This is a genomic window from Aeromonas salmonicida (genome assembly GCF_028355655.1).
Taxonomy (GTDB): Bacteria; Pseudomonadota; Gammaproteobacteria; order Enterobacterales; family Aeromonadaceae; genus Aeromonas; species Aeromonas salmonicida.
This window is the reverse complement of record NZ_CP110645.1, coordinates 1,195,160-1,215,484: the sequence shown is the minus strand read 5'-3', so window position 1 is coordinate 1,215,484 and position 20,325 is coordinate 1,195,160. Positions and strand designations below refer to the sequence as shown.

The following is a 20,325-nucleotide window of genomic DNA, read 5'->3' as shown; positions in this document are numbered from 1 at the left end:
AACCCAGTTAACCGGGGAGCGCACTATGGCCAGATTATCCTTATCACTGCTGTTACTGACCCTGCTGGCAAGCGGTGCTTCGCAAGCCAGCGAAGTCACGCCACCCGCCCCCCTCGACTACTGGCAGAACAGCGACTGGCAAGGGCTGCCCGATAGCACCCAGATCGACAAGCAGACAGTGCTGTTCGCCAAGCACGACAGCGACAGCTATGTGGGGCTGGCGATCCTGCTGCCAGACTGGCAGCGCAGCGGCCAGCTGTGGCAACTGACCCGGGCCCTAGGCCAACTCGGCTTCGATACCCTGCTGCTGCTTCCCTCTCCTCAACAAGCAGAGCTGGACCCCGCCGCCGAGAAGAAACAGCAGGCTATCGACGACTTTCGCAAGCAGTTTGCCGCCCGCATCATCAAGCTGGGGGATGCCAAGCTGCAAGAAGGGGGCTTCAAGCTGATACTGGCTCAGGGTACCAGCGCCGCCTGGGCCACCAATCTCATCGCCAGCGAGCAAGTGCCCGCCCCCGATGCTCTGGTGCTGCTCGATGGCTTCTTCCCGAATGTGCAAAGTAACCAGACCCTGGCCAAGCAGGTAGCCCAGGCCACCATGCCGACCCTGGATCTCTATCAGGAAGAGGGAGGGCGCTGGCCACTGCTGGCCGCCGAAGCTCGTCGCAGCGAGAGCCGCCGCAGCCACAAGCTCAACTACCGCCCCTACGCCTTGATGGAGCTGGATGAAACACCGACCCGCATTCAGGGTTGGCTCACCCACCTCGGCTGGCTCTGACCTCGACCTGCCCCCAAAATGCCGCCAGCGTCACAGACAGCGCCATTGATTCACCACTGACGGCGTTCGGGCTGGCTCCCTAGCGCCCATATTTGGCATCATGACGGCTCCAATGGCAGGAGGCGTCATGCAGCAGATAGTTTTTCTCGATAGCGATACCCTGGATGCGGGCATCACACTGCACCGGCCCGACTTTCCCCATCACTGGCAGAGCCATCCAAGCACGGCCCCCGAGCAGGTGGTGGAGCGGCTCAAGAATGCCAGCATCGCCATCATCAACAAGGTACGCATCGGCGCCCCTGAGCTGGCACAACTGCCGGATCTCAAGCTGATCGCCCTGGCGGCCACCGGCAGCGACAACGTGGATCTGGAAGCATGCCGGGCCGCCAACGTCGGGGTGTGCAACATCCGCAACTACTCGGGCCCCTCTGTACCGGAGCACGCCATGGCACTGATGCTGGCCCTGTCGCGCAACCTGTTTGCCTGGCGCCAGTCCCTGCTGGAGGGGCGCTGGCAGCAGAGCGGCCAGTTCTGCTTCTTCGACCACAACATCATGGATCTGCACGGCAAGCAGCTCGGCATCATAGGCAAAGGTACCCTGGGTCAGGCGCTCGGCGAACGGGCGCAGGGGATGGGCATGATAGTGCGTTACGCCCAGAGCCAGACAGGCGCCAGCCACGACGAAGATCGGCTGCCGCTGGAGGCGCTGCTGCAAAGCTCGGATGTGGTCAGCCTGCACTGCCCGCTCACCCCCTACACCCGCCACCTGATCGGCGAACGGGAGCTGGCCTTGATGAAACCGGGCGCCTTGCTCATCAACGTGGGCCGTGGCGGCCTGGTGGATGAAGCGGCACTGCTCAAGGCGCTGGCCAACGGTCGCCTCGGCGGCGCCGGTTTCGACGTGGCGAGCGTCGAGCCGCCGCCCCCGGATCATCCGCTGATGCAGGCTCTGCAATACCCCAATTTCATCCTGACGCCCCATGTGGCCTGGGCCAGCGAGGAGTCGATGCAGCGCCTCGCGGATCAGCTGATCGACAATATCAACGCCTTCGCCGAGGGACGACGCCAGCACCGGCTGGTCTGAGTCACATCATGCAAAAAGGGGCCTGTTGGCCCCTTCCTCTATTTGTCGCCAGCACGCAGCAAGGCTGACATCAGTCATCGTCGTGCCATCTGTGTTTCTTGTGCTTTTTGTGCTTCTTATGTTTCTTGTAGTGATGATCATCGTCGTCGTAGCGGTTGTTATTGCTCTTGTGACCATCCCCCGTCTTGGCACCGATGGCCGAGCCGCTGGCCCCCCCGACACCGGCCCCGATCAGCTGGCCTGTGCTGCCGCCGACGCTCTTGCCGATGGCCGCGCCACCCAGTGCACCGACGGCGCCCCCCAGGGCCGCCTCATTCTTGTTTCCCTTGTTGGCGGTGGCGGCGCCACCGGCCGCACCGCCGAGTGCCGCACCGACCAGGGCACCGGTATCGCCTCCCAGCTCTTTGCCAATCATGGTGCCCGCCACACCGCCTGCACCGCCACCGAGTATGGTGTTGAGGGTTTCCGAGGCCTGCACAGCGCCACTCATCAGCAGCAGGGAGCCCAACAGGGCCAGGGCACTCATGCCGCGCTTTTTCATCTCCATGGGGTACTCCTGTCAAACCTGATTAATTTCCCCTGCACTATACAAATGGCCACCCGCCGCGCCAGTAGCGCAAACAGCCTGACATTTAATCCAAAGGAATCCCGGCAAGACGTCAGGAAGAAAAATTAAAAATTAACACCATGAAAATAAAGATAAAAAATCTCAGTTCGGCACAAGGTGAACGGTATTTAGTCCAACGTCAGGCTGTCGCAGCCCGGCGCGGGCATGCAGGGATCAGACAGATATTGTCACCCCAGGGGATACAGGCTCACCGCCAGTATCCGGGGATGGAGAGAGATGCCAGCGATCCCGACCCGGTCGCTTGCTCTGGTAGCGGCATTCGTCGGCCCTTTCGAACAGAAAAAGGCCATCATCCGGGTAGTGGGCGCCACCCGCGCTCAGGGTGACCTGTGCCTGGATTCTAGCCACTGCTGGTTGCGTACCCGCGCCAGCAGATGATGCAGTCGCGACTCCCGCTCGTGGCGCTCCCACGGCAGCAGGGCAGCCAACTCGTCCCCCCGCTCCGATAGACGGCGCAGGTGCAAGGCTCGGCAGTCAGCAGCTCGTCTACCCGGTTGGGCACCTACTTGATCATCACACTGCCACTGAAACAGTCGATGTGAACCGAACTTGTGGTGAAAAGGCAGGAGCAATCGTCGATAGAAATCGGCTGGATAACCGCCAATGGATTAAAAACGCCAGAATGTGAGGCGGCTCATTCTTCCCTGCCAACCAATATCCACGGAGAGTAAAAACAGTGACCACTGGGCGTTGACGGTTAAGGAGGAAGCGAGTGTTATAGTCTATAGCTTGCACAATCGGAGCCGGATGGCCTTGCAACGACCACCGAATGCGATTATCTGTCAAACAAAGGAGATGTTATGAGCAGTCCGTTTATCGAACAGATCAAAGTACGTCGTACCATCTATGCCCTGGGCGACCAGGTGTCTCACACGCCGGAGCAGCTGACGGCCCTGATCCAGGATGCCATCAAGCACAGTCCCTCCTCTTTCAACTCCCAGAGCTCCCGCGCCGTCATACTGTTTGGCGCCCAGCACCACAAGCTGTGGGATATCGTCAAGGCCGAGCTGAAGAAAATCGTGCCACCGGACGCCTATGCCCAGAGTGAAACCAAGGTAGATGGCAGCTTCCGCGCAGGGTTCGGCACAGTGCTGTTTTTCGAGGATACGGATGTCATCAAGGATCTGCAGCAGAAGTTTGCGCTGTATGCCGACAACTTCCCCATCTGGTCGGAACATGCCACCGGCATCGCCCAGTTTGCGGTCTGGACCACCCTGGCCCAGGAGAAAGTTGGCGCCTCCCTGCAACACTACAATCCGCTGATCGACGAAGCGGTACGCAAGGAGTGGGACCTGCCCGCCAGCTGGCTGCTGCGCGCCCAGATGCCTTTTGGCAGCATCGAGCAACCGGCTGGCGACAAGACCTTCATGGATGATGCAGTGCGGTTTCGCGTCTTCAAATAACCCGGACCCCACATCCGCTTCAAGCCCCCGCTGGTCGGGGGCTGCTTGTTTCCAGACGTCCGTCAGGTCAGCAGGCCAACCTGCAACATACCTTTCTCGTCTACCTCCACACTCACCTGACGCCAATCTTGGATCACGGCTATGACGGCCGGATCCAGCAACCGCTTGCCTCCGACCTGCACCACGGCGCAGCCGGCTCGCAGGGCGCTCTGTATGCCAGCCGGTGCATCCTCGAACACCAGACAGTTGGCAGGGGCAACCCCGAGCCGCTCGGCCCCCAGCAGATAGGGTTCGGGGTCCGGCTTGCCATGAACCACGTCCTCCGCTCCCACCAGCAGGGTAGGCAGCGGCAAACCGGCACTCTCCAGCCGATGGCGGGCAACCCTCTGGCTGGCGGAGGTGACCAGCGCCCAGCGCTCGGCTGGCAAGCGGCTCAGCAGAGCCCGGCTGCCCATGATGGCCTCACCGCGCCCGGTGTGATGGATCTCCAGCTCATCGAGCAGGGCGACCTCCTGCGCCATGTCCAGCTGCGGCGCCAGGGCCCTGATCACCTCCCGCGAGCGCAAACCGTGGCACATCGCCAGCACGGGCTCAGGGGCCAGCTGATGACGTCGGCACCAGAGTCGCCACACGGTTTCCACCTCGTCGGTGGAGTGAACCAGGGTGCCATCCATGTCCAGCAACAGGGCCGCAGCCCGTAGGGTGAGCCGGGTCATGACGAAGCCCCAGCCAGCACATTGCTGAAGGCCCGCTGCTGGGCACTCTCCTCATAACAGGCCAACGCCTGCTCGGCATTGCTCGCCCACACTTGCAAAGGCCCGACGACGAAGCCTTGTTGCAGCAGGCTGGTCAGCAGTTCTCCCGTCTCCGGCGCAGCCAGTGGCTGGGCCATCACCAGGGTTCCCTTGATCAGAAACAGATAGCGTTCGGTAGACATGATATGGCTCCTTGTTGCACGTCAGAGCGGGCAAATGGCCCGTAACGAGGCCATTAGAACAAGGCAGTTAGATAATTTATAATCAATTAATCGCCACATTGGATAACCAAACGGAATGAAATTCGACTTGAGGCAACTGCAGGCATTCGTGATGCTGGCCGAGACCGCCAACTACCGGGAGGCTGCCAGCCGGCTGTTTATCACCCAGCCGGCGCTGACCAAGCAGATCCAGGGGCTGGAGCTGGCCCTTGGCAGCACCCTGTTCAACCGGGGTCGACATGGCGCCCAACTGACCGCCATCGGCACCCAGCTGCTCACCCAGGCCAGCGCACTGGTCGAGCACGGCAGGGGATTTGAACGCCACGCCTTGGCGCTGGCGAGCGGCATTGCCGGACGGCTCAAGATTGGCTTCGGGCTGTCCAGCTTTGCGCTGGCTCCTTCGCTGGTCGCCCGCTTCAAGCAGCAGGTACCCGATGTGATGGTACACATGCAGGACATGACCTCAGCCACCCAGCATGAGCGTCTGCTGTCGGGTCAGTTGCAACTGGGCTTCATGCGCAGACCACAGGCCCCTCAATTGCAAGAGTACAGATTGCTGACCGACCGGCTGGTGCTGGCCGTTCCCAGCCAGATGACGGGGCCGGATCCGGCCACCTTCGACGTTGAGTGGGCGCTCGCCAACCAGCCCCTGCTGCAAATGGTCGGCCATCGTTGTCCTGGGCTGAGCCAGCAGATCGCCAGCTTCCTTGGCGCCAACCGGCTGACCGCCATAGTTCAGGAAGCAGAGGATATACAGACACTGGTCGCGTTGGTGGCCGCCGGGATCGGCAACGCCATACTGCCACGCAGCGTCAGCTTTATCGCGGGCCAGGGCGTCACCCTCTACCCCTTGTCCGGGCCAAAGTCAGAGTGGGAAATCAGTCTGGTCTGGAATTCCGAGTTTGCCGATCCCATTCGCGATCGATTCCTGCAGCTGGTCATGGCGGCACATCCCGCACCTCAGCCGGCAGAGTCTGAAGGGATAAAGCCTCGCCACGGTCCCATTATCGAATGTGGCCTTCACTCAAGGGTTGGGTAATGAGGGCAAGCCACGCTGTGGCAACGGTTCTTCCCCTCTTTCTTGGCCCTGTAGAGAGCCATGTCGGCAGCGGCCAGCAGCTCATCTTCCGAGACCAGCACCCGCTCCGGAAGCTGGGTAGCAATGCCGATACTGGCGCTGAGCCGGGCATCGCCCAGCTCATTCATACTCAACTCCTTGATCCCGAGGCGAATCGCCTCCCCCATCCTCAAGGCGGCCTCCTTGCCGGTATTGCCGAGGACCACCGCAAATTCATCGCCCCCGAACCGGCTTGGCAGATCCGCAGGCCGCTGGCAAAAGGCGTTGAGCAGGTGACCCACCTGCCGCAAGAGATCATCTCCAACCTGATGGCCGAAGTGATCGTTGCACGCCTTGAAGTTGTCCAGATCGAGCATGATGAAGGAGATGGGCGTGTGCTCCCGCATGCTGCGGCGCCACTCGTTATGCAGAAAACTGTTGAACAGGCGCCGGTTGGCAAGACCTGTCAGAGGATCATGCTGGGAGAGGTGGGTCACATCCAGCTCCAGCAACTTGCGCTCAGTGATATTGATATGGGTGATGGTATAAAACTCGACATCCACCCCCAGTACTGGGGAGACCCGCATCATGAACCAGCGCTGTATATCCGGGCTGTGGCAGGGATACTCCAGATGGAAATGGTCCTGTTCGCCACAGAGCACCCGGCGGATCCCCTCTGCCGCCATCAGCACCAGCGGCTCGACGGCGCTGTCGAACACCCGCAAGTAGTTGATACCCAGCCAGTCATACCCTTTTGGCATGCCGTTTTGCTCGGCAAACCGGTTCCAGGCGAGGTTGGTATAGTGGATAACCCCAGCCCGATCAATCACGGCGATCTGGTCTTCCAGCGAGTTCAGCAAGGCTGCCAGGTACTGCGCCCGTTCGGAAAAGTGAAACAACGAGCCCTGAAAGTAATCCACCATGACCATGATCCTGAAAAATAATAAACGGCATATACGGCAACAAACGAGTCAGTACTAGAAGTAAAGCCGCCATCCGTCACCTTGCCAACAAAGGTGGCGCCAACGAACAGACAGGACCTGGCCCGGTATTACCCTATCCGATATGGTGCATCAGCATGAAAAAAGCGGTGAATATTCGCAGCGGCAATCGGGCAGGCCAGCCTCAGTGGCCACACCACTGCCGTTCACAGGGCACCCCATCCCCCTCTCCGTCCATCTTGGTGTTCGGGCAATGTCGCAAGAACCAGGTAGCCTCCTCGCAAGAGGTCATCTGGGAGCAATACTCACGACCATCGCACTGATAGCTGAGAGCAGAGGTCTGTGGTGTACTACGGGAGGCACTGCCTTCATCACCGATGAAGGAGGAAACCGGCAAGGGGACCACAGAGTTGGTCGAAAAAAGGGAGTAGAGGGAGAACAATCCCACCAGCAGCAGGGGGATCACTTTGCCACGCCAGCTGCTCTTGTGGCGATAGACGGGGCGAGGGCGGGATCCGGGTCTGAGTGACGCTGGTTGTGACGATCGGGTGCTGGTCTCTCTGCCGAGCCGAGGGGATACAGAAGGTGGATTGAACCCGTCCGCCAGCGACAGGGGCCTGTCGGGAAAGAACACCTGCACGGCTCTGGGCTTGTCATCCTTGCCTGTGCCTAACTGGTAGGAGACGCGCTCCCCGACGTTGGGCAGTGCGCCATCGGATTGCAGGGCCGAAATGTGCACGAACAGTTCGCTCCCTTGCTGCTCGCCCGCCTCCTGCTCCGGCTTAATAAAGCCGAAGCCTCGCGCTTCGTTCCAGCTCGCGATCCGTCCCTGATAACGCATGCCCTCATCCTTGTGGCCATCAATGCTGACACCATGTTGCCCTAAAACGGCGCCAGCTCAACAGAGGGATCAGGGGGAAAATCTCAAAATAGTGAGCAAAGACAAGAGATCGAAAAGGTTCTGGTGAATTAACGCACACCACCAAGGCTGAGCCATGCCCTCAACCCGATGCGGGTCATACCAGCCCCAGTGCGTAGCGTAACGCCATCTCCTTGAGCGGGCCTGCCTTGTCCGCCAGATTGAGGGCCAGATTGCGAGCCAGCTTGAGCGGTCCTATCTCGTTGCTGAACACGCCATAGAAGAGATCCATCCCCGACTGCATTAAAAGATTGTCGGGGCGACGGCGGCGCTCGTAACGCTCCGCCAGGGCCAGCTGATGCCAGTCGGCACCGGCTTTTGCCAGCAACCCGGCCCAGCAGGCCACATCCTTGAAGCCAAGGTTGACCCCCTGCCCCGCCAGCGGGTTGATGGTGTGGGCGGCATCGCCGAGCAGCACTACCCGACCGGCGTGATAGTCATTGGTGTGGCGCCGCACCAGCGGGAAACTCCCCTTGGCCGTGACGGTGAAGCCGCCGAGCCGGGCCGGAAAGTGGCGGCACACCTCCTCCCCCAGCTTCTCATTGCTCATGGCCGACAAGGCGCGAATGCGGGCGGGATTGTCATACCAGACCAGGGAGCCGTGCTGGCCGGGCAGCGGCAGGAAGGCGCGCGGGCCACTCGGGGTAAATTGCTGCCAGGTGATGTCTTCCTGCGCAAACTCGGTGTCGATGTTGATCAGCATGCAGTGCTGGCGATATTCAAAGCGGGACACGCCTATGCCAGCCAGCCGGCGCATCTGGGACTCGGCACCATCGCAGGCCAGCACCCAGCGGGCGCAAAGCTCTGTGCCGTCGTCCAGTGTCAGTACCGCCTCATCCGCGCTCTGACGCAGGCTGATCACCGCCGCAGGCGTGTGGGTCTGGATGTTGGGGAAATCCTCCATCCTCTTGAGCAGGGCCAGCTGCACCAGCCGGTTCTCTATGATGTAGCCAAGCTGGGGCAGGCCGAGATCGGCCGCGTCGAACCGGGTGGCAAAGCCATCCAGCTCCCAGGTCTCCAGCCGGCGGTAGGGACAGAGCCGCATCTGCTGCAGGTGCGACCAGGCTCCGGCCTTATCCAGCATCGCCACCGAGGCCTGGCTGATGGCGGAAACCCGCAGATCCAGCGGCTGCTCGGGGGCGTATTGCTCGGGCAATTGGGTCTCTATGACCCGAATGGAGAGGCCCTGTGCCGCCAGCAGACAGGCGGTGGCGGCGCCGACCATGCCAGCGCCGACGATGGCGATATCACACTGTTCCATAACTTGATTCCTGAAAAGGGACGCACCGGACCAGAGTAGGCGGGGCCGGACCGAATGGGGACATGATACCGCAAGGGACCGGCAGAAACAGTGAGACAAATTGCGAATTGCTGCGCCAAATCAAGGAGAAAGCCCATACCCATACGGACAGGCTCCGGGGCAAAGCCCCCCATGGCGGGCTGGATATTAGCTAGGCAGTATCCAGATTGCGGAGTAAAATGCCCGGTCCTTTGACCATGCCGATTTCAACACAAGTCAAGAGAAGCAATGAGCAAGAAACTTCACATTAAAACCTGGGGTTGCCAGATGAACGAGTATGACTCGTCCAAGATGGCCGACCTGTTAGATGCCAGCAATGGCTACACGCTGACCGAAGAGCCCGAAGAGGCAGATGTCTTGCTGCTGAATACCTGCTCCATTCGCGAAAAAGCACAGGAGAAGGTGTTCCACCAGCTGGGCCGCTGGAAAAAGCTCAAAGCAAACAAACCCGGTCTGGTGATCGGCGTGGGTGGCTGCGTGGCCTCTCAGGAAGGGGAGAACATTCGCAGTCGCGCCCCCTATGTGGATATCGTCTTCGGTCCGCAGACCCTGCATCGCCTGCCCGCCATGATCAAGCAGGTCCAGGAGGGCCGTGGCGCCCAGGTGGACATCGCCTTCCCCGAGATCGAAAAATTCGACAGTCTGCCGGAACCCCGCGCCGAAGGCGCCACCGCCTTTGTCTCCATCATGGAAGGCTGCTCCAAATACTGCTCCTTCTGCGTGGTGCCCTATACCCGCGGCGAGGAGGTGAGCCGGCCGATGGATGACGTGCTCTACGAAATCGCCCAGCTCGCCGAACAGGGCGTACGCGAGGTCAACCTGCTGGGCCAGAACGTCAACGCCTACCGGGGCCCGACCTTTGATGGCAGCATCTGCTCCTTCGCCGAGCTGCTGCGCCTGGTGGCGGCCATCGACGGCATAGACCGCATTCGCTACACCACCAGCCATCCCATCGAGTTCACCGACGACATCATCGAGGTCTACAAGGACACGCCGGAAGTGGTCAGCTTCCTGCACCTGCCGGTGCAGAGCGGTTCGGATCGCATCCTGACCATGATGAAGCGCCCGCATACAGTGCTGGAGTACAAGTCCAAGATCCGCCGCCTGCGCGCCGCCCGTCCCGACATCACCATCAGTTCCGACTTTATCGTCGGCTTCCCGAACGAGACGGACGAGGATTTCGAGGCCACCATGAAGCTGATCGAAGAGATCAACTTCGACATGAGCTTCAGCTTCATCTATAGCCCGCGTCCCGGCACGCCGGCCGCCGACATGCCAGACGACGTCGACATGGAAGTGAAGAAGGTCCGTCTGGCCCGCCTGCAGCATGTCATCAACAACCAGTCGATGCAGATTGGCCGTGCCATGCTGGGCTCCACCCAGCGCATCCTGGTGGAAGGGCCCTCCAGGCTCGACCCTATGCAGCTGTGTGGTCGCACCGAGAACAACCGCGTGGTCAACTTCGAAGGGGCACATACCCTCATCGGCGGCTTTGCCGATGTGGAGATCACCGAGGTACGCCCCAACTCACTGCGCGGTCGCTTTATCCGCGGTGAGGATGAGATGAACCTGCGCATCGCCACTGCGCCCCGCGAGATCCTGGCTCGTCGTCCCGACAATGTGCCCGATGCCCTCGGCGTGGCCGCCTTCACTCCCCACTAATCTCTTCGTGCCCATCTGGCCTTGCCGGATGGGCACTGCGTCAAGACGAGGATATTTTGAGCCGACACCTAGCGACCCTGAATCTGCATCTGGAGCCCGCCGACAACCAGCGCCTTGCCAGCCTGTGCGGCCCCTTCGATGACAACATCAAGCAGCTGGAGCGCCGTCTCGGCGTCGAGATCAGCTACCGTGACAACCACTTCCAGTTGCTGGGCAAACAGGCCCAGGTAGATGCGGCGGCCGTCATCCTCAAGCACCTCTATGTGGAAACCCAGCCCCTCAAGGGCGGCAAGGTGACCGACATCATCCCCGACATGGTGCATCTGGCCATTCAGGAGTCGCGGGTGCTGGAGCAAGATGACGAACCTGCGCCAAGCATCCCCTATGGCAAGGAGGTGACGGTCAAGACCAAACGCGGCCTCATCAAGCCACGCAGCCCCAATCAGGCCCAGTACATCGCCAATATCGTCAGCCACGACATCTGTTTCGGCATAGGCCCGGCCGGTACCGGCAAGACCTATCTGGCTGTGGCAGCGGCGGTGGATGCGCTGGAGCGTCAGGAGATCCGTCGCATACTGCTGACCCGTCCTGCGGTGGAAGCGGGTGAGAAACTCGGCTTTCTGCCCGGGGACCTCTCCCAAAAGGTCGACCCTTACCTGCGCCCGCTCTACGACGCCCTGTTCGAGATGCTGGGGTTCGAGCGGGTCGAGAAGCTGATGGAGCGCAACATCATCGAAGTGGCGCCGCTCGCCTATATGCGCGGTCGCACCCTCAATGATGCCTTCATCATCCTGGATGAGGCCCAGAACACCACCACAGAGCAGATGAAGATGTTCCTGACCCGCATCGGCTTCAACTCCAAGGCGGTGGTCACCGGTGACATCACTCAGGTGGACCTGCCACGTAGCGCCAAATCCGGTCTGCGCCACGCGCTGGAAGTGCTGCAAGGTGTCGATGGCCTGTCGTTCAACTTCTTTGAATCCAAAGACGTGGTTCGCCACCCTGTGGTGGCCCGTATCGTGCAGGCGTACGAAGCGTTCGATGCCAAACTGGCAGACGAGCAGGCGGCCAGCAAATCCCATAAGGAGAGTGCCCAATGAGTGTGACCCTGGATCTGCAACTGGCCTGCGCGGACACCGACGGTCTGCCCGGCGAAGTACAGCTGCAAGGCTGGCTGGACGGCACCATTCTCGGCTTCCAAGAAGAGGCCGAAGTGACGGTGCGTATCGTCGACGAGGCGGAGAGCCGCGAGCTCAACCTCACCTATCGCGGCAAGGACAAGCCCACCAATGTGCTCTCCTTCCCGTTCGAGGCGCCACCCGGCATGGAACTGCCGCTGCTCGGCGATCTCGTCATCTGCCGCCAGGTGGTGGAACAGGAGGCTGCCGAGCAGAACAAGCCGCTGGAAGCACACTGGGCCCACATGGTTGTGCATGGCAGTCTCCATCTGCTAGGTTATGACCATATCGAGGATGACGAGGCCGAGGAGATGGAACAGCTGGAACGTGACATCATGCAGGAACTCGGCTTTGCCGATCCTTATCTGAACGACGAAGAGTAAAGGACGGGATCGTCATCGCCTTGAAACAGCCGATGGTCATCCTTACATACCCAAAACAATTCCAAATGTGTTCAAGCGAGTAACCAAGAGAAAAAATGACTGACGATCACCCTAGTACCGGCTCGCCGAAGAAAACCTGGCTCGACAAACTCAGCCAACTCTTCCAGGGCGAGCCAAGAGACCGCAACGATTTGGTGGATGTGATAGCGGATGCCGAGGAGCGCGATCTCATCGATCAGGACACCAAGGACATGATTGAAGGCGTACTCGAAATAGCCGAGTTGCGCGTTCGCGACATCATGATCCCTCGCTCCCAGATGGTCACCATAGAGAAGTCCCAGCCGGTGGACGACATCTTGCCCGTGATCATAGAGTCAGGTCACTCCCGCTTTCCGGTGATCAACGAAGACAAGGATCATGTGGAGGGCATACTGCTCGCCAAGGATCTGCTGCCGTTCGGTTTTGGCGGCCACCATGCCAGCGAGCCGCTGCAGCTGGAAAAAATCCTGCGCCCGACCGTGATAGTGCCCGAGAGCAAGCGGGTCGACAGGCTGCTCAAGGAGTTTCGCGAAGAGCGCTATCACATGGCCATCGTCGTGGACGAGTTCGGTGGTGTCTCTGGTCTCGTGACCATTGAGGACATACTGGAGCTCATCGTCGGCGAGATCGATGACGAGTTCGACGATATCGAAGATGAGCCGGACGAGATCCGCCGCATCAGCAAGCGGGTCTTCGCAGTCAGTGCCCTCACCGAGATCGAGGATTTCAACGACTTCTTCGGCACCCAGTTCAGTGATGAAGAGGTGGATACTGTGGGCGGTCTTGTGATGCACGCCTTCAGCCACCTGCCGAAAAAGGGCGAGGAGATCGAGCTGCAAGGTTACCTGTTCAAGGTGATGCACGCCGACCGGCGCCGCCTGCAGCAGTTGCAGGTTAAGATCCCCGACAACCATGTCGCGGCACAGTCTGAAGCGCAATAAGTCGCTCTGACGCCCTGTAAGTCTCACGTAGCTATCTTGCCGTGAAGCATCAGCGCCCCGCTCGTCGGGGCGCTTGCCGTTTGGTGGCAGGGCAAGCTGCCGCCCCTTGACACTACCGCCCTCCCTTCCCTCAGTGAACCGTGCCCGTCTCCCATTTTCTGCCCGGCTTTTTGCTTGAACAGGTCCAGGCTGCCGGGAGGCTCGCCGTTAACCGCATTTACAGGTTAAGATACCGGCCAATCAACCTGTTATCGTCCAATCCGAGCCTGCATAGTCCGTGAAATCATCGCCCGTGAAATCAAAACTCCTGACCAGTCTGTTTGCCATGGCATCCGGCGCGCTCGCCGTCCTGGCGTTCTCGCCGTTCGACTACTGGCCTCTGGTCATCCCTTCCCTGCTCGGCCTCTATGCGCTGCTGGACAAGGCCAATCCCAAACAGGCGGCCTGGCGCGGTTTTGGTTATGCCATGGGCCTGTTCCTGCCGGGGCTATGGTGGATCCACGTCAGCATGACCATGTTTGGCGGCATCATGCTGCCGGTCGCCTTCGTATTGCTGGCAGGGCTCTCGGCTTATCTGGCACTCTATCCGGCCCTGGCCTGCTGGGCCTTTGCCCGCTTCTTCAGTGGCCGTCACTGGAGCCGCTGGCTGCTCGCCTTCCCGGCGCTCTGGCTAGTGGCTGACTGGCTGCGGGGCTGGGTGATGACAGGCTTCCCCTGGCTCTGGTTTGGTTACAGCCAGATCGACGGGCCGCTCAAGGGCTTTGCCCCCATATTGGGGGTGCAGGGCATCACGCTGGCACTGCTGCTGTCGACGTCCGCCCTCTGGCTGGTGTGGCAGAACCGCAAACCCGTCTGGCTGCTGGTGCCCGTTGCACTGATCAGTGCCGCCCATGGACTGATGCAGCTCAACTGGGTGACCCGGGGCGAGCCGGTCAAGGTAGCTCTGGTACAGGGCAATATCGCCCAGTCCCTCAAGTGGGATCCGGAGGCCCTGGTACCGACGGTGCGCACCTATCAGGATCTCAGCCGCGAAAATCAGGATGCCGACATCATCATCTGGCCGGAATCGGCGATTCCGGCCATCGAAAAAGAGATGGGCAACTACCTGGAGAGCCTGGACAAGGCGATGAAGGTGAACGATACGGGTCTGCTGGCAGGCATAGTCCACTACGATTTCGAGCAGCAGCGCTTCTTCAATACGGTGCTTGGCATGGGAGTGCAGGACGCTGACGGCAAGGAGGCGTATCACTATGAGCACAAGAACCGCTACTACAAGCACCACCTGCTGCCTATCGGCGAGTTCGTGCCGTTTGAGGATCTGCTGCGCCCCATAGCCCCCTTCTTCAACCTGCCCATGTCCTCCTTCAGCCGGGGGGACGAACAGCAACCAAACCTGATCGCCAAGGGGCTCAAGTTTGCCGCCGCCATCTGCTACGAGATCATCTTCCCCAAAGAGGTGCGCCGCAATGTGCAGCCTGATACCGACTTCCTGCTGACCGTTTCCAATGATGCCTGGTTCGGCACCAGTATCGGCCCCTGGCAGCACCTGCAGATCGCCCGCATGCGCGCCCTTGAGCTGGCACGCCCGCTGCTGCGGGGCACCAACACTGGCATCACTGTCGTCACCGAGATTGACGGCAGCATCATAGGCCAGATCCCGCAGTTCGAAGCCGGGGTGCTGCGCGCCGAGGTGCGTCCCGCCCACGGATCCACCCCCTACCTGCGCTTTGGCGACTGGCCGCTGTACGGCATGACGGCCCTGCTGCTGGTGCTCGCACTGGCGTTGCGTCCACGTGCCCATCCCTGGGCCCGTGAACTCTGATCCGGCACGCTCCGACACCCGCACATCAACAAAAGAGGCGCCCCATGGGGCGCCTCTTGCCATTTCATTTCGCTAGTTGATGGTATTCAGGGCGAGAGCGGCTCGCGGTGATATTCGTGGCCGCCACATTCGGGACAGGTATCGAGCGGTTGAGGGTGCAGCACTGTATGGCGCCAGCCACACTGCTCGCACACCATGACGCCGAGTCCGACCCAGTCTCCCGCTTCGTACACCCCTTTGTGTTCCAGCTCGTCGGCCAGCTCGCGCCACTCCACCTGGGCGCGGTCGGTCACATCCGCCAGCCAGGACCAGGCGGTGTCTTTGAGGGCCAGCATGAAGGCGGACTCCTCCACGGCCTCATCGCTGCGTGCTTTATCATCGTTGCGGCTCAGCTCATAGTTGCCCAGATCCCGCTTCACGTATTCGGCGATCAGCGCCAGCTCATCCTGGGTCAGATCGCTGGCGGCCTCCAGATAGGCCTGCACCTTGGCGATCATCCGGTTGAGGCGCTCCCCCTGGAACTGTTCGGTCTCCTGCCACTGCTTTTGCAACTCTGCAATGAAGGCTTCGTACCCTTTTTGACGTTTGTCCATGGTCGTTACTCCTCTACTGAACCCTGATCATGCCCGGCATAAGGCCTGACGGATGCTGGCGGTTGTTGCCGCCGCTGGATATGGGTATTCTATTGCGATTTCCCAGCTGATTTATCTATTCATTTCACAGATCCGGATGTCACCAATGCAAGAGCAATACGTTCCCCAATCGATCGAACCAGCAGTGCAAAAGCACTGGGATGCCAAGAAAACCTTCAAGGCCGTGGAGAAAGTAGACAAGGAGAAATTCTACTGCCTGTCCATGTTCCCCTATCCGTCTGGTCGTCTACACATGGGGCACGTTCGTAACTACACCATAGGTGATGTGATCTCCCGTTATCAACGCCTCAATGGCAAGAACGTGCTGCAACCCATAGGTTGGGATGCATTCGGTCTGCCGGCGGAGAACGCCGCGGTCAAGAATAATACCGCACCGGCCCCCTGGACCTACGAAAACATCGAATACATGAAGAACCAGCTGAAGATGCTGGGGCTGGGTTATGACTGGGATCGCGAGCTGGCGACCTGCAAGCCGGATTACTACCGCTGGGAGCAGTGGTTCTTTACCAAGCTGTACGAAAAGGGTCTGGTCTACAAGAAGACTTCCTCCGTCAACTGGTGTCCGAACGACATGACGGTACTGGCCAACGAGCAGGTGGTCGACAACTGCTGCTGGCGCTGTGACACCCCGGTGGAGCAAAAAGAGATCCCCCAGTGGTTCATCAAGATCACCGACTACGCCGAAGAGCTGTTGAACGACATCGACAATCTGGAAGGCTGGCCGGAGATGGTCAAGACCATGCAGCGCAACTGGATTGGCCGCTCCGAAGGGGTCAACATCAGCTTCGCCATCGAGGGTCAGGCTGAGCAGCTGGAGGTCTACACCACCCGTCCGGACACCTTCATGGGCGTCACCTATGTCGGTATCGCCGCCGGTCACCCGCTGGCCCTGCAGGCTGCTGCCAGCAATCCGGAACTGGCTGCCTTCATCGAAGAGTGCAAGAACACCAAGGTAGCCGAAGCCGAGCTGGCCACCATGGAGAAGAAAGGCATGGCCACCGGCCTGTATGCCATTCACCCGCTGGATGGCCGCAAGGTACCGGTCTGGGTCGCCAACTTCGTACTGATGAACTACGGTACCGGCGCCGTGATGGCGGTTCCGGGTCACGACCAGCGTGACCATGAGTTCGCCACCAAATATGGCCTCGACATCAAGGCGGTGATCAAGCATGCCGATGGCGAGGTGGATGTAAGCGACGCCGCATACACCGAGAAGGGCGTGCTGTTCAACTCCGGCGAGTTTGACGGCCTCGACTTCCAGGGCGCTTTTGACGCCATCGCCAACAAGCTGGAAGCCCTCGGCCACGGCAAGCGCACCGTCAACTTCCGTCTGCGTGACTGGGGCGTCTCCCGTCAGCGTTACTGGGGTGCCCCCATCCCCATGCTGACCCTGGCTGACGGCACCGTCGTGCCGACGCCGGAAGATCAACTGCCGGTACTGTTGCCGGAAGATGTGGTGATGGACGGTATCCAGAGCCCGATCAAGGCCGACGCCGAGTGGGCCAAGACCACTTACAAGGGTCAGGAAGCGTTCCGGGAAACTGACACTTTTGACACCTTTATGGAGTCCTCCTGGTACTACGCCCGCTACTGCTCCCCGGACTACGACAAGGGCATGCTGGACCCGGCTGCTGCCAACCACTGGCTCCCGGTGGATCAGTACATCGGCGGTATCGAGCACGCCTGTATGCACCTGCTCTACGCCCGCTTCTTCCACAAGCTGCTGCGTGACGCGGGTCTGGTCAACAGCGACGAGCCGTTCAAGCGCCTGCTCTGCCAGGGTATGGTGCTGGCCGACGCCTTCTACTACAAAGATGAGAAGGGCGGCAACGTCTGGGTTAGCCCGACCGACGTCAAGGTAGAGCGTGACGAGAAGGGTCGCATCACCAAGGCCATCGACCTTGAGGGCCGTGAAGTGATCCACTCCGGCATGACCAAGATGTCCAAGTCCAAGAACAACGGCATAGACCCGCAGCTGATGGTCGAGCGTTACGGCGCAGATACCGTCCGTCTGTTCATGATGTTCGCCTCCCCGGCCGAGATGACCCTGGAGTGGTCCGACTCCGGTGTAGAAGGCGCCCAGCGCTTCCTGCGTCGCCTGTGGCGTCTGACCTTCGAGCACGTCTCTGCGGGTGCCGTTCCGGCACTGGATGTGGCAGCCCTCACCAGCGAACAGAAAGCCGTTCGCCGCGAGCTGCACAAGACCATCGCCAAGGTGAGCGATGACGTGGGTCGCCGTCAGACTTTCAACACCGCCATCGCCGCCATCATGGAACTGATGAACAATCTGGCCAAGCTGGGCTCAGACGAGCAGGACCGCGCCCTGATGCAGGAAGCGCTGGAGACCGTGGTAGTCATGCTCTCCCCCATCACCCCGCACATCGGCTTCGAGCTGTGGAAGATGCTGGGCAAGGACAACGACGTGGATCACGCCACCTGGCCGGTGGCCGATGAAGCGGCCATGGTCGAGACCGAGAAGCTGGTAGTGGTGCAGATCAACGGCAAGATGCGCGGCAAACTGACAGTACCGGCCGAGATAAGCCAGGCTGATGTCGAGAAGCTGGCCATGGCCGATGCCTCTGTGCAGAAGTTCACCGACGGTCTGACAGTGCGCAAAGTTATCTATGTACCGGGCAAGCTGCTCAACATTGTCGCCAACTAATGGTGGCAAGGCCTCTCCCCTGCACTCCTTTTGTTATGGGAGGGAGCTCCTTGCTCCTTCCCCCTTGCAAACCAGCAGGTCGGGAAGGGGTCAGCTGACCGTTGCTAATTATGATGACGGCGGGCAGACGCCCGCCGCTCTTCACTTCACGCAAAGAGGATTTCATATGGGCACCACCCTCACTCGCTGGATGGCCATCGCACTGATGGGCTTGCTGTTGCAGGCCTGCGGTTTTCAGATGCGGGGCACCGCCATCCCGCCCGAGCTGATGACCATGAAGGTAGTCGGTGACAACAAGAGCGATTTCTACCGTCTGGTGACCACTCGTCTCAAGGCCGCTGGCGTACAGCTCGCAGACAAGGAGGGCATCCCAGTGCTCACTCTGGCTGGCGTGCGCAACACCAGCCAGATTGCTTCGGTCGATTCCATCGGCCAGGCTCGCGAGTATTTGCTGGGCTATAGCACCCAGTTCACCGTCTCCATGCCGGGCAAACCGACTCAGGTGTTTCCCATCACCTTCAACCGCAGCTTCCTGAACAAACCGGACGCGGCACTGGCCTCCTCCCGTGAGCAGGAGCAGCTAGGCAAGGAGATGCAGGAGCAAGCCGCCAGTCTGGTCATCCGCCAGCTGAGCCAGGTCAAGTTCTGATGCGAGCATCTTGATGAGAGTCGACCCCGAGCAGTTCGCGGACCATCTCAAAGCAGGGCTCAAGCCCTGCTATCTCGTTTTTGGCGACGAGCCTCAGCTCAATTTTCAAGAGCAGGCCATCGCCCCTGCGACCCACCGACTCAACCAGGCCAAGTTCTGATGCGGATCTATCCCGAGCAGTTTGCGGATCATCTCAAAACAGGGCTCAAGCCCTGTTACCTCATCTTTGGTGACGAGCCTCTGCTGAAGCTGGAGGCTATCGACGCCATCCGTCAGGTCGCCCGCAAGCAGGGTTTCGACGAGCGTCATACCTTCGTGGTCGAGGCGGGGCTGGACTGGAATCAGGTCTACGATGCCTGCCAGGCCATGAGCCTCTTCTCGGCCCGCCAGATCATAGAGCTGGAGCTGCCGGCCAAGGTCGACAAGGATCTCGCCGCCCGCATCAGCGAGATTGGCAAGCAACTGCATCCAGATCTGCTGCTGGTGCTCAGCGGTGGTCGCCTCAACCAGACCCAGATGAAGGCAGCCTGGTTCGACAAGCTCAGCCAGGGCGGCACCTATGTGCCGGTCAATCACCCCGAACCCCGCTTCTTTCCACGCTGGATGGGGGCCCGCTTCCAGCGTTTCGGCCTCAAGGCGCTGCCCGATGCCATCAACTTCATGTGCCACTCTTACGAGGGCAACCTGCTGGCCGCGAGCCAGGAGATAGAAAAACTGACCCTGCTGGCGCCGCCTCAGCCCATCAGCGTCGCCTATCTGCAAGAGACCATCATACGTCACGCCCACTTCACGCCATTCCAGCTCATCGATACCCTGCTGGAAGGCAAGGTAAACCGGGCCCAGCGCATTCTGCTGGCCCTGCGCGCCGAGGGCACAGAGCCCGGCATGCTCTCCTGGGCCCTGTGCCGGGAGCTGGAACAGCTCACCGAGCTGGCCCTGGCTGCCAGAGCCGGCCAGCCGCTGGTGGAGCACTTCTCACGCCTGCGCATCTGGCAGAGCCGCCAGCAATTGATCCAGCAGGCGCTGACCCGGTTGCCCTTCACCAAGTTGCAGCAGTTGTGGCAACTGATGGCCCAGCTTGACGACGCCTTGCGTCGCTTCGACACCGAACGGGCCTGGCTGATGTTGCAGACCCTCGCCCTCGGTTTTCGCGATGGCACTCCCCTGCCTTTGCTGGAGCCAGCATCATGATGAGCTCGCCGCCAGACCTGAAGAACCGAAGTGGTCCTGTTGCCAGCAAGCGATTTGCT

General features: G+C 60.5%; 21 protein-coding genes. 14 read left to right on the top strand and 7 right to left on the bottom strand.

The genetic code is table 11. From position 1 onward, the window contains the following. Nucleotides 1–25 precede the first annotated feature (25 nt). Complete coding sequence (locus ONZ54_RS06010; protein ID WP_125728993.1) at nucleotides 26–778, top strand: DUF3530 family protein; 753 nt, start codon at nucleotides 26–28, stop codon at nucleotides 776–778. Between the two features lie 127 nt (nucleotides 779–905). Continuing rightward, on the top strand, nucleotides 906–1,862 hold the full coding sequence (locus ONZ54_RS06005) for a D-2-hydroxyacid dehydrogenase (protein ID WP_271787696.1): 957 nt from the start codon (nucleotides 906–908) through the stop codon (nucleotides 1,860–1,862). Nucleotides 1,863–1,932: 70 nt separating this feature from the next. Here the strand turns inward: ONZ54_RS06005 and ONZ54_RS06000 are convergent, their stop codons facing one another. Continuing rightward, a complete protein-coding gene (locus ONZ54_RS06000) occupies nucleotides 1,933–2,409 on the bottom strand; it encodes a YMGG-like glycine zipper-containing protein (RefSeq protein ID WP_021138191.1) in 477 nt (158 codons plus the stop codon). Between the two features lie 297 nt (nucleotides 2,410–2,706). Here ONZ54_RS06000 and ONZ54_RS23240 point away from each other — a divergent pair, with 297 nt between their 5' ends. Together ONZ54_RS23240 and ONZ54_RS05990 are read left to right on the top strand one after the other, a co-directional pair. Beyond that, nucleotides 2,707–2,868: a hypothetical protein gene (locus tag ONZ54_RS23240; protein WP_404295223.1), complete on the top strand. Its 162-nt coding sequence runs from the start codon at nucleotides 2,707–2,709 to the stop codon at nucleotides 2,866–2,868. 422 nt (nucleotides 2,869–3,290) lie between these two features. Further along, nucleotides 3,291–3,893, top strand: a complete 603-nt coding sequence (locus tag ONZ54_RS05990; protein WP_005317295.1) for a nitroreductase family protein — start codon at nucleotides 3,291–3,293, stop codon at nucleotides 3,891–3,893. A gap of 62 nt (nucleotides 3,894–3,955) precedes the next feature. Here ONZ54_RS05990 and ONZ54_RS05985 read toward each other — a convergent pair whose 3' ends face one another. Further along, on the bottom strand, nucleotides 3,956–4,609 hold the full coding sequence (locus ONZ54_RS05985; protein ID WP_005317302.1) for an HAD-IA family hydrolase: 654 nt from the start codon (nucleotides 4,607–4,609) through the stop codon (nucleotides 3,956–3,958). Continuing rightward, nucleotides 4,606–4,830, bottom strand: a complete 225-nt coding sequence (locus ONZ54_RS05980) for a hypothetical protein (RefSeq protein ID WP_271787695.1) — start codon at nucleotides 4,828–4,830, stop codon at nucleotides 4,606–4,608. Before ONZ54_RS05980 ends, ONZ54_RS05985 begins: the two co-directional genes overlap by 4 nt. A 115-nt stretch (nucleotides 4,831–4,945) precedes the next feature. On the opposite strand from ONZ54_RS05980, the gene ONZ54_RS05975 reads away from it, so the two are divergent. After that, nucleotides 4,946–5,908 (top strand): LysR family transcriptional regulator, encoded by a 963-nt coding sequence (locus ONZ54_RS05975; protein WP_059168368.1) that lies wholly within the window; start codon nucleotides 4,946–4,948, stop codon nucleotides 5,906–5,908. Here ONZ54_RS05975 and ONZ54_RS05970 read toward each other — a convergent pair. The 3 genes from ONZ54_RS05970 to ONZ54_RS05960 form a co-directional block, all read right to left on the bottom strand. Then, complete coding sequence (locus ONZ54_RS05970) at nucleotides 5,890–6,849, bottom strand: sensor domain-containing diguanylate cyclase (protein ID WP_059168367.1); 960 nt, start codon at nucleotides 6,847–6,849, stop codon at nucleotides 5,890–5,892. The genes ONZ54_RS05975 and ONZ54_RS05970 overlap by 19 nt on opposite strands. 202 nt (nucleotides 6,850–7,051) lie before the next feature. Next, nucleotides 7,052–7,708, bottom strand: a complete 657-nt coding sequence (locus ONZ54_RS05965; protein WP_271787694.1) for a cold shock domain-containing protein — start codon at nucleotides 7,706–7,708, stop codon at nucleotides 7,052–7,054. 175 nt (nucleotides 7,709–7,883) lie between these two features. Further along, nucleotides 7,884–9,047: an FAD-dependent monooxygenase gene (locus ONZ54_RS05960; RefSeq protein WP_271787693.1), complete on the bottom strand. Its 1,164-nt coding sequence runs from the start codon at nucleotides 9,045–9,047 to the stop codon at nucleotides 7,884–7,886. Nucleotides 9,048–9,314: 267 nt separating this feature from the next. Between ONZ54_RS05960 and miaB the strand changes: the two genes are divergently transcribed. The 5 genes from miaB to lnt all read left to right on the top strand — a co-directional run bounded on the left by miaB (nucleotide 9,315) and on the right by lnt (nucleotide 15,111). After that, the gene (gene miaB, locus ONZ54_RS05955) at nucleotides 9,315–10,748 is read left to right on the top strand and encodes a tRNA (N6-isopentenyl adenosine(37)-C2)-methylthiotransferase MiaB (protein ID WP_005317314.1); all 1,434 of its coding nucleotides are present in this window, start codon (nucleotides 9,315–9,317) and stop codon (nucleotides 10,746–10,748) included. A 56-nt stretch (nucleotides 10,749–10,804) separates the two neighbouring features. Further along, nucleotides 10,805–11,848, top strand: coding sequence for a PhoH family protein (locus tag ONZ54_RS05950; RefSeq protein WP_271787692.1), 1,044 nt, complete (start codon nucleotides 10,805–10,807; stop codon nucleotides 11,846–11,848). Beyond that, complete coding sequence (gene ybeY, locus ONZ54_RS05945) at nucleotides 11,845–12,309, top strand: rRNA maturation RNase YbeY (RefSeq protein WP_271787691.1); 465 nt, start codon at nucleotides 11,845–11,847, stop codon at nucleotides 12,307–12,309. Before ONZ54_RS05950 ends, ybeY begins: the two co-directional genes overlap by 4 nt. Nucleotides 12,310–12,404: 95 nt before the next feature. Next, the gene (gene corC / locus ONZ54_RS05940) at nucleotides 12,405–13,289 is read left to right on the top strand and encodes a CNNM family magnesium/cobalt transport protein CorC (RefSeq protein WP_005317320.1); all 885 of its coding nucleotides are present in this window, start codon (nucleotides 12,405–12,407) and stop codon (nucleotides 13,287–13,289) included. Nucleotides 13,290–13,566: 277 nt separating this feature from the next. After that, entirely contained in the window at nucleotides 13,567–15,111 is a 1,545-nt protein-coding gene (gene lnt, locus ONZ54_RS05935) for an apolipoprotein N-acyltransferase (RefSeq protein WP_271787690.1), read from the top strand. A gap of 86 nt (nucleotides 15,112–15,197) precedes the next feature. Here the strand turns inward: lnt and ONZ54_RS05930 are convergent, their stop codons facing one another. Continuing rightward, nucleotides 15,198–15,704: a zinc ribbon-containing protein gene (locus ONZ54_RS05930; RefSeq protein ID WP_005317324.1), complete on the bottom strand. Its 507-nt coding sequence runs from the start codon at nucleotides 15,702–15,704 to the stop codon at nucleotides 15,198–15,200. Nucleotides 15,705–15,849: 145 nt separating this feature from the next. Between ONZ54_RS05930 and leuS the strand changes: the two genes are divergently transcribed. From leuS to holA, 4 genes are all read left to right on the top strand, one after another. Beyond that, nucleotides 15,850–18,426: a leucine--tRNA ligase gene (gene leuS, locus ONZ54_RS05925; protein ID WP_271787689.1), complete on the top strand. Its 2,577-nt coding sequence runs from the start codon at nucleotides 15,850–15,852 to the stop codon at nucleotides 18,424–18,426. A gap of 166 nt (nucleotides 18,427–18,592) precedes the next feature. Then, complete coding sequence (locus tag ONZ54_RS05920) at nucleotides 18,593–19,075, top strand: LPS-assembly lipoprotein LptE (protein WP_005317329.1); 483 nt, start codon at nucleotides 18,593–18,595, stop codon at nucleotides 19,073–19,075. A gap of 13 nt (nucleotides 19,076–19,088) precedes the next feature. Continuing rightward, nucleotides 19,089–19,235 (top strand): hypothetical protein, encoded by a 147-nt coding sequence (locus ONZ54_RS05915; protein WP_005317332.1) that lies wholly within the window; start codon nucleotides 19,089–19,091, stop codon nucleotides 19,233–19,235. After that, a complete protein-coding gene (gene holA, locus ONZ54_RS05910) occupies nucleotides 19,235–20,266 on the top strand; it encodes a DNA polymerase III subunit delta (RefSeq protein WP_005317335.1) in 1,032 nt (343 codons plus the stop codon). The genes ONZ54_RS05915 and holA overlap by 1 nt, the downstream gene beginning before the upstream one ends. The last annotated feature ends 59 nt before the right edge of the window (nucleotides 20,267–20,325 follow it).

Bases quoted from the DNA above. Each gene is read 5' to 3' on its own strand.
- ONZ54_RS06010 (WP_125728993.1), top strand. From the start codon at position 26: ATGGCCAGATTATCCTTATCACTGCTGTTACTGACCCTGCTGGCAAGC.
- ONZ54_RS06005 (WP_271787696.1), top strand. From the start codon at position 906: ATGCAGCAGATAGTTTTTCTCGATAGCGATACCCTGGATGCGGGCATC.
- ONZ54_RS06000 (WP_021138191.1), bottom strand. From the start codon at position 2,409: ATGGAGATGAAAAAGCGCGGCATGAGTGCCCTGGCCCTGTTGGGCTCC.
- ONZ54_RS23240 (WP_404295223.1), top strand. From the start codon at position 2,707: ATGCCAGCGATCCCGACCCGGTCGCTTGCTCTGGTAGCGGCATTCGTC.
- ONZ54_RS05990 (WP_005317295.1), top strand. From the start codon at position 3,291: ATGAGCAGTCCGTTTATCGAACAGATCAAAGTACGTCGTACCATCTAT.
- ONZ54_RS05985 (WP_005317302.1), bottom strand. From the start codon at position 4,609: ATGACCCGGCTCACCCTACGGGCTGCGGCCCTGTTGCTGGACATGGAT.
- ONZ54_RS05980 (WP_271787695.1), bottom strand. From the start codon at position 4,830: ATGTCTACCGAACGCTATCTGTTTCTGATCAAGGGAACCCTGGTGATG.
- ONZ54_RS05975 (WP_059168368.1), top strand. From the start codon at position 4,946: ATGAAATTCGACTTGAGGCAACTGCAGGCATTCGTGATGCTGGCCGAG.
- ONZ54_RS05970 (WP_059168367.1), bottom strand. From the start codon at position 6,849: ATGGTGGATTACTTTCAGGGCTCGTTGTTTCACTTTTCCGAACGGGCG.
- ONZ54_RS05965 (WP_271787694.1), bottom strand. From the start codon at position 7,708: ATGCGTTATCAGGGACGGATCGCGAGCTGGAACGAAGCGCGAGGCTTC.
- ONZ54_RS05960 (WP_271787693.1), bottom strand. From the start codon at position 9,047: ATGGAACAGTGTGATATCGCCATCGTCGGCGCTGGCATGGTCGGCGCC.
- miaB (WP_005317314.1), top strand. From the start codon at position 9,315: ATGAGCAAGAAACTTCACATTAAAACCTGGGGTTGCCAGATGAACGAG.
- ybeY (WP_271787691.1), top strand. From the start codon at position 11,845: ATGAGTGTGACCCTGGATCTGCAACTGGCCTGCGCGGACACCGACGGT.
- corC (WP_005317320.1), top strand. From the start codon at position 12,405: ATGACTGACGATCACCCTAGTACCGGCTCGCCGAAGAAAACCTGGCTC.
- ONZ54_RS05930 (WP_005317324.1), bottom strand. From the start codon at position 15,704: ATGGACAAACGTCAAAAAGGGTACGAAGCCTTCATTGCAGAGTTGCAA.
- leuS (WP_271787689.1), top strand. From the start codon at position 15,850: ATGCAAGAGCAATACGTTCCCCAATCGATCGAACCAGCAGTGCAAAAG.
- ONZ54_RS05920 (WP_005317329.1), top strand. From the start codon at position 18,593: ATGGGCACCACCCTCACTCGCTGGATGGCCATCGCACTGATGGGCTTG.
- ONZ54_RS05915 (WP_005317332.1), top strand. From the start codon at position 19,089: ATGAGAGTCGACCCCGAGCAGTTCGCGGACCATCTCAAAGCAGGGCTC.
- holA (WP_005317335.1), top strand. From the start codon at position 19,235: ATGCGGATCTATCCCGAGCAGTTTGCGGATCATCTCAAAACAGGGCTC.